The sequence below is a fragment of the Thermodesulfobacteriota bacterium genome, assembly GCA_040756475.1.
GTDB lineage: Bacteria > Desulfobacterota > Deferrisomatia > Deferrisomatales > JACRMM01 > JBFLZB01.
Genome location: JBFLZB010000227.1, coordinates 1 through 6953 on the forward strand (window position 1 = coordinate 1; position 6953 = coordinate 6953).

Here is a 6953-nt window from a genome sequence, read left to right on the forward strand (position 1 = left end):
GGCATTGGGCGGTGGGGGGGCGCTCGCCCCGCCATAGGGCCCGCGGGAGCAACGATCAGTGCTTCTCGGAGAAGGCCTTCACCTTGGCCAGGAAATCCTTCCCGATCTCCCCCTCGAACTGGTTCCAGACGTCGCGCTGGGTAGCCTTGAACCGTTCCATCTCGTCGGCGGGAAGGCGAATGATCGTCACCCCCTGCTTCTCGAGCTCGGGGACGGCCGTCTGGGTCAGCTCCATGCTCTGCTGCCGTGCCTTGGCGAAGTTGCGCTCCACTACGCCGGCGATGAGCTCGCGGATCTCCGGGTCGAGCCCGTTCCACCAGCGCTCGTTCACCATGAAGAAGAAGAGCCCCACCATGTGGTCGGTGGCGGTGAAGTTCTTGGTCACGTCCGCCAGGCGCAGGCGCACGACGTTTCGGGTCTGGTCGGTGCCGTCGATGACCCCCTGCCGCAGGGCGGGGATCACGTCGCCCCAGGCCATGGTCACCGGATTCACGCCAAACGCCTTCCAGAAGGCCAGGGGGTAGCGGTTCTGGGTGGTGCGCATCTTCATGGCCCGCAGGTCGGTGAGCGTGTTGACCGGCTTGGTGGTGGCCAGCCCGTAGAGGCCGAAGTAGCAGAAGTCGAGGCACCGCAGCCCCTTGCTCCGCGGGGAGAGGAAGAGCTCGTCGCGCAGAGCATCTTCCTGGCGGAAGGCCTCCCACTTCTCGTAGGAGTTCATCAGGTAGGCCAGGGTGGCGATGCCGTACTTCGGGTCGAGGTCGGGGGTGTTGGTGCTGGGGGAGAAGGCGGCCTGGAGGGTGCCCATGCTGGCCTTCTTCGCGATCTCGATCGCGTCACCCATCTGTCCGCTGTGGAAGTACTGGGCTTTCACCCTACCCCCGGACGTCTCGTTGAGCTCCTTCTCGATCCAGAGGCCCACCTCGGTACCCGGCTCGTTGGGCGGGATGAAGGTGGCGAACTGGAACGTGACGGGGGAGGCCCAGGCCGCTCCCGCCAGTCCCAGGAGCCCCAGCGCCACGAGTGCACCGTTAGCCAGTCTGCCCATTGTTCTTCTCCTCTTCGTTCATCGGGTTTCGTGGGGCGAGCTCGCCGGCCACCGCCGGCGCCGAACGCGGTCCGATCCGGGAGATGCTGGGGACCGCCCCGAGCGACGCCCCGGGGCGTTTCGCGGAGGCTTTGCAATGGATGTGCCCGCGTCTTAGAACGCGGTTTCCGAGCCCGTGGGGTGCCGGCCGGCTAGGCGGGCAGGTCAGGTTTGACCATGACCCGTCCGCGCAAAGCGAAAGAAACGGCGAACGGACGGCCTTGGCGGGGTGCGTCAGGATTGCCCGTCAGACCTGACCATGCGCAGGCGGCGGGTGAGGGTGGAGAGGCTGATCCCCAGGCCGTGGGCGGCCTCCTCGAGGGTTTTCGAACGGGACACCGCCCGGCGGATGATCCTTTGTTCGTGGCGCCGGAGCTCGGTTCGCAGGGGAAGGGTTCCTCCGCCTTCCTCCTCCCGGTCCCCCTCCGGCTCCCCCCGGTACTTGCGGGGGAGGTGCTCGGGCCGGATGAGCGGCTCGCGGGCCACCACCACGAGGTGCTCCATGAGGTTGGCGAGCTCCCGCACGTTGCCGGGCCACCGGTACCGGCACAGGGCCTCCAGCGCCTCCTTGTCGAGGCGGGTGGGGATGGCGTACTTGCGGCCGTAGGTCTCCAGGTAGTGATGCAGGAGGAAGGGGATGTCGGCCTTCCGCTCCCGCAGGGGCGGGATCACCACGGGCACGACGCTCAACCGGTAGTAGAGGTCCTCCCGGAGCACGCCGTCCCGTACCATCTTCTCCAGGTCTTGATTGGTGGCGGCGAGGATGCGCACATCGACCTTCTTGGGCTTGGTCCCCCCGACACGCGTGATCTCGCTGTCCTGGAGCACGGACAGCAGCTTCACCTGGAGCTTGAAGGGGAGATCTCCGACCTCGTCCAAGAGCAGGGTGCCCTTGTCGGCGACCTCGAAGTAGCCGAGCTTTCCGTCCCGGCTCGCACCCGTGAAGGCGCCGGCCTCGTACCCGAAGAGTTCCGACTCCAGGAGGTCGGCGGGGATGGCCCCGCAGTTGATCTTCACGAAGGGGCCTGCCTCGGCGCGCGGGCTCGCCTCGTGGATCATTCGGGCCACCCTCTCCTTGCCCACCCCCGACTCCCCCAGGAGGAGCACCGTGGCGTCGACCCGGGCGATCCGGAAGGCCATGTCGATGATCTGACGCATCTCGGCGCTGTGGGCCACGAGATGCTCCTCGATGGCCTGCTGCTTGGCCTCCTGGAGCGCGATGAGGTACCGGGAGATGAGCTTCTGGGATTGCTCGTACTTCTCCTTGAGCTGGGTGAGATCGGTGATGTCCCGGAGGTTGCAGTAGATGCGCGAAACCTTCCCGTCCGGGCCGAAGATGGGGACCCCGGTGCTCAGCACCTGCCGCCCGGCCCGGGTGCGGATGATGACGGTCTGGGGCATCCCCGTCTCGATGACCTTGAGCGAGGCCGAGGTGTCCGAGAACCCCTCCCGCACCAGGTCGGCCGTGCGGCGCCCGAGGATCTCTTTGCCGTCGAGCCCCATCACCCGCTCGAAGCCCGGGTTGAGGAGGAGGAGCCGGCTGTCCCCGTCGACGATGCACAGACCGTCGTAGGAGTTCTCGATCATCCCCATGAGGTCGCGGTTGAGCTCCTCCAACTGAGCTACCCGGGCGGCGAGCGCCCGCGCGTCGTCCTGCTCCGGAAGGGGCTTCCTGGCTTCCATGTGCGCTCCTCGCGGCGACTGCGGCGCCGCACCTCGATGCAGGCCCCCCCACCGGCGGGACCGGGCCGGCGGCCGGCCAAGTGGGATGGTCAGGATAGACCATCCATTTCATTTTCGAGGGTCTGGCATCCCGTGTCTACGCCGGCGTGACATGCAGAGTTCATACCGTCGAAGGCTCGAACGTTCCGGGGAGTGAGGACGTCTGCGGCTCGAAGAACGACACGGAAGGAAAGGGACTCGCCCCGGGCCCAGCCCGCGCTTGCCTCCGCTCGTCCGGAGTGCAAGAATGCCGGGGCGCGGCGCGGGTCTGCGGAAAGGGCTTCCTTCGACGCCCAGGCGCCCCGCGCGGGAGGAGACGCGCCGAGCATGGCTGCCACGGAGATCGCCGTCCAAATCGTCCACATCGAGGGGCCGCGCAAGGGGCAGATCGACGAGCCGGCGGGTCCCGTCATCACCGTCGGGCGAAGCCGGGACGCAGACGTGACCTTCCCCGCAGACCTGCGCATCGTCTCCCGAAAACACGCGGAGATCCGGCGTCAGGGAAACAGTTTCCTCCTCGTGAACCTCAGCCCCAACGGGTGCCTCGTCAACGGCCGCCCGGCCGACAACGTCTACTTGAAGCAGGGCGACGTCCTCACCTTCGCCGAGGGGGGGCCGAAGGTCAGCTTCCTGTCGGCGGTCAAGGCTGCCCCACGGGCGACGCGGCCTGCGCCCGCGTACTCCCCGGCGCCCCGGCCGGCCGCACCTGCTGCGCCCCCTCCGGGCCCAACCCCGGCAGCCGTGCGACCCGCGCCCGCCGCCCGGGGCGAGGTCGCGCCCTACACCATCCAGTACGGCACATCCATCCAGTCGTTCAAGAAGCCGGCGGTCAAGCTGGGCCGGGACGCCTCGAGCGACTTCGTCCTCGACCATCCGCGGGTCTTCGGCACCCACGCCGAGCTCTTTTTCCAGCAGGGGCAGTACTTCCTGCGCGACCTCACCGAGAGCCGGGCCACGCTCCTGAACGGCAAGCCGATCGCGGCTCCCACCCCCTTGCAGGAGGGCGACGTCCTCGCCTTCGGCGAAGGGGGGCCCCGGCTCAAGTACATCGGCACGGGCCGCTTCTCGGAGGTGATCGCCTAACCCCTGTTCCTCCCACCCCTGCTCGGGAGTGCCCGCGCCATGTTCGAGACCATCGGCCGCTACCGCATCCAGGAGAAGCTCGGGCAGGGAGCCATGGCCGAGGTCTTCAAGGCCTACGATCCCTCCATCGACCGGACCCTGGCCATCAAGGTGCTGCGGGAGGAGCGCTGCTCCGACCCGGAGTACCGGGTCCGGTTCCTGCGCGAATCCAAGGCGGCGGGCATCCTCTCCCACGCCAACATCGCCACGGTCTACGATGTGGGCGAGATCGGGGAACGCCCCTACATCGTGATGGAGTACCTGGAGGGGGATCCCCTCGACGAGGTGATGCGCTCGGGGGAGGCGTTCTCCCTCAAGAAGATCGTGACCTACGGGATCCAGCTCTCCAAGGCCCTGGCCTACGCCCACCAGAAGGGCATCGTGCACCGGGACGTGAAGCCCGGAAACATCGTGCGCCTGAAGAACAGCAGCACCATCAAGGTGATGGACTTCGGCATCGCGCGGATGGAGAACAAGGACGCCACCCAGCAGACCCAGATGGGCGAGGTCCTGGGCACACCCCAGTACATGTCCCCCGAGCAGGTGTTGGGGCAGACGGTGGACGCCCGGTCCGATCTCTTCTCCCTGGGGGTCATCCTCTACCAGCTCCTCACCGGGCAGAAGCCCTTCGACGCCGACACCCTGGGCACGCTGCTCTTCCGCATCGCCACCGAGAGCCCCCGGCCCATCGCCGAGCTGGCGCCCACCGTGCCGCCCTCGCTCCAGCGGCTGGTGGAGAAGCTCCTCGCCAAGAAGCCGGAGAAACGCTACCAGAGCGGCCAGGAGGTGACCGACGCCCTCATCAAGGTTCTCAAGGAGCTCGAAGAGAGCGAGGCCACCCGAGACCTGCCCCACATCATCCCCCTGCGGGTCAAGTGGACGGTGGCCATGGCCGTGGTGGTCGCGCTCGCCATGGTGGTGAGCGGGTCGGTCATCTACCGCAAGCAGTACCAGCTCATGTTCGGCCAGCTCGTGGCCAGCGGCAGCTCGCTGGTGAAGTTCATCGCGGTGGAGAGCGCGGTGCCGGTCCTGAGCGAGGACTGGGTCTCCATCGAGCTCTTCGTCTCCGACGTGGTGGCGCGGCAGGACTTCTCCTACCTCCAGATCCTCGACCACCGCGGCGTCGTGCGGGGCAGCAACGTGCCCGACGAGCTCGGCAAGCCCCACCGGACCCCCGAGGGAGCGGTCCGGCTCCCCGACGAGGAAGACGTGGCGGTCGCCCTGCACCAGGTGAGCGGCGCGAAGGTGCTGAGCTTCGAGGCCCCCGTCACCTTCCAGAACCGCGAGATCGGCCGGGTCCGCCTGGGCCTGCCCCAGGCCCCGTTCCAACGGGTGGCCCAGTCCACCGTCTGGATGCTGGTCGTCCTCATGGCCGTCACCATCGCTGCGGCCATGGCGGTCACCTACCTCCTGGGAAAGCTCCTGGCGCGCCCCATCGGCGTGACCATCTCGGCCTTGGGGGAAATCGCGGAGGGGAACCTGGACCACCGGATCGGCGTGCAGCGAAACGACGAGTTCGGCCGCCTCTTCCTGGCCTTCGACCGCATGGCCGACGTTCTCCAGCGAAAGGGGGAAGGCGGGGGCGAAGAAGACTCGGATGCTCCGGCACAGCCACCAACCCCCTCGTAACGTCCTCCTCGCGGTCGCGCTCCTGCTGGCCTTGGCGGGCTGCCCCCCGCCCTCGGCGGTGCGCCACCCTCCCGTGCAGGAGGCCCCCGCGGCGCTGGAGCCCGTCCCGCCCGTGCGCCTGCCGCCGCCCGAGCCGGCCCTCCCGGAGCCCACCCCGCCCGAAGCGCCCCAGGTGCTCGGCCAGAACGGCGAATTCGTGATCCTTCGGGCCGGTCCGGCCGACACCCTGGCCTCGCTGGCGGCCCACTACCTGGGGGACGCGGAGCGGTGGTGGGTCGTTGCCGACTTCAACCGGACCCGGCGCCTGTCTCCCGGGCAGGAAGTGGTCGTTCCCCTGGTTCCCCTGAATCCGTCGGGGGTGCGCACCGACGGGTACCAGACGGTGCCCATCCTCTGCTACCACCGCTTCGGCGACGAGCAGGCCCGCATGGTGGTCTCGGCCGAAGCCTTCGAAGCCCAGATGCGGTATCTGGCCGAGAACGACTACCGGGTGATCCCCCTGGCGGCCCTGGCCGGCTTCCTGGAGGGCAGGAGTCCCCTGCCCGAACGCGCCGTGGTCCTCACCATGGACGACGGCTACCGATCGAACTACGAAATCGCCTTCCCGATCCTGAAACGGTACCGCTTTCCCGCCACCATCTTCGTATATACCGACTTCGTCAACGCCCGGGCGGCCCTCACGTGGCCCCAGATGCGCGAGATGATCGACTCGGGGCTCGTCGACGTCCAGCCCCACTCCAAGGCCCACTCGAATCTCGCCTACCCTGCGGCCTCCGAGGACTCGGCGGCCTTTCGGGAGCGGGTGACGGCCGAGATTTCCGTTCCCACCGAAGCCCTTCGCCGCAACCTGGGCGTTCCCCTCCACACCTTTGCGTACCCCTACGGCGACGCCGGAGAGCTGGCCATCGCCGCACTGCGGGGCACGGACTACCGCATGGCCGCCACGGTGCAGTCCGGGGGCAACCCCTTCTATGCCTACCCCTACCTCCTGCGGCGCACCATGGTGTACGGAGAGGACGACCTGGCCGCGTTTCGCAAGAAGCTCGACGTCTTCCGCCCCCAGAGTCTGCGGTGAGCGCAACCGCCTGGCTCCGGCTTCTGGTCTGCCTGGGAGCGGCGCTCCTGGCTTCCTGCGCGCCCCTGCGGCGCCCCATTCGGGAGGAGCCCCCCGGCCCCCCTCCCGCCGCGCCCGCTCCCCCGCCCCCGGCCGTGGAGGCCCCCCCGGCCGCCCCACCCCCCATACCCGTGACACCCGCTCCCGCCGTCCCCCGACGGCGGGAGCGGGAAAACCGCGCCCTGGATCTCCTCCACAAGGACGAGCTCGCCCGGGCGCTCATCGAGTGGAAGATCCTGCGCGCCCTCGACCCGGAGAACACCGAGTACCGCAAGCAGGTCG

At 68.5% G+C, this 6953-nt stretch carries 6 protein-coding genes; 4 read left to right on the forward strand and 2 right to left on the reverse strand.

Annotation, left to right across the window (positions count from 1 at the left end; genetic code table 11):
• Nucleotides 1-55 precede the first annotated feature (55 nt).
• Complete coding sequence (locus tag AB1578_20995) at nt 56-1045, reverse strand: TRAP transporter substrate-binding protein (protein ID MEW6490374.1); 990 nt, start codon at nt 1043-1045, stop codon at nt 56-58.
• Nucleotides 1046-1318: 273 nt separating this feature from the next.
• Nucleotides 1319-2767, reverse strand: a complete 1449-nt coding sequence (locus AB1578_21000) for a sigma 54-interacting transcriptional regulator (GenBank protein ID MEW6490375.1) — start codon at nt 2765-2767, stop codon at nt 1319-1321.
• Between the two features lie 366 nt (nt 2768-3133).
• On the opposite strand from AB1578_21000, the gene AB1578_21005 reads away from it, so the two are divergent.
• The 4 genes from AB1578_21005 to AB1578_21020 form a co-directional block, all read left to right on the forward strand.
• Entirely contained in the window at nt 3134-3889 is a 756-nt protein-coding gene (locus tag AB1578_21005; protein MEW6490376.1) for an FHA domain-containing protein, read from the forward strand.
• Between the two features lie 39 nt (nt 3890-3928).
• Entirely contained in the window at nt 3929-5557 is a 1629-nt protein-coding gene (locus AB1578_21010; GenBank protein ID MEW6490377.1) for a protein kinase, read from the forward strand.
• On the forward strand, nt 5526-6632 hold the full coding sequence (locus AB1578_21015; GenBank protein MEW6490378.1) for a polysaccharide deacetylase family protein: 1107 nt from the start codon (nt 5526-5528) through the stop codon (nt 6630-6632). The genes AB1578_21010 and AB1578_21015 overlap by 32 nt, the downstream gene beginning before the upstream one ends.
• A partial coding sequence (locus tag AB1578_21020) for a hypothetical protein (GenBank protein MEW6490379.1) occupies nt 6629-6953 on the forward strand: 325 nt, incomplete at its 3' end. The genes AB1578_21015 and AB1578_21020, both read left to right, overlap by 4 nt.

Coding starts and splice junctions, on each gene's coding strand:
- AB1578_20995 (MEW6490374.1), bottom strand. CDS start 1,045: ATGGGCAGACTGGCTAACGGTGCACTCGTGGCGCTGGGGCTCCTGGGA.
- AB1578_21000 (MEW6490375.1), bottom strand. CDS start 2,767: ATGGAAGCCAGGAAGCCCCTTCCGGAGCAGGACGACGCGCGGGCGCTC.
- AB1578_21005 (MEW6490376.1), top strand. CDS start 3,134: ATGGCTGCCACGGAGATCGCCGTCCAAATCGTCCACATCGAGGGGCCG.
- AB1578_21010 (MEW6490377.1), top strand. CDS start 3,929: ATGTTCGAGACCATCGGCCGCTACCGCATCCAGGAGAAGCTCGGGCAG.
- AB1578_21015 (MEW6490378.1), top strand. CDS start 5,526: ATGCTCCGGCACAGCCACCAACCCCCTCGTAACGTCCTCCTCGCGGTC.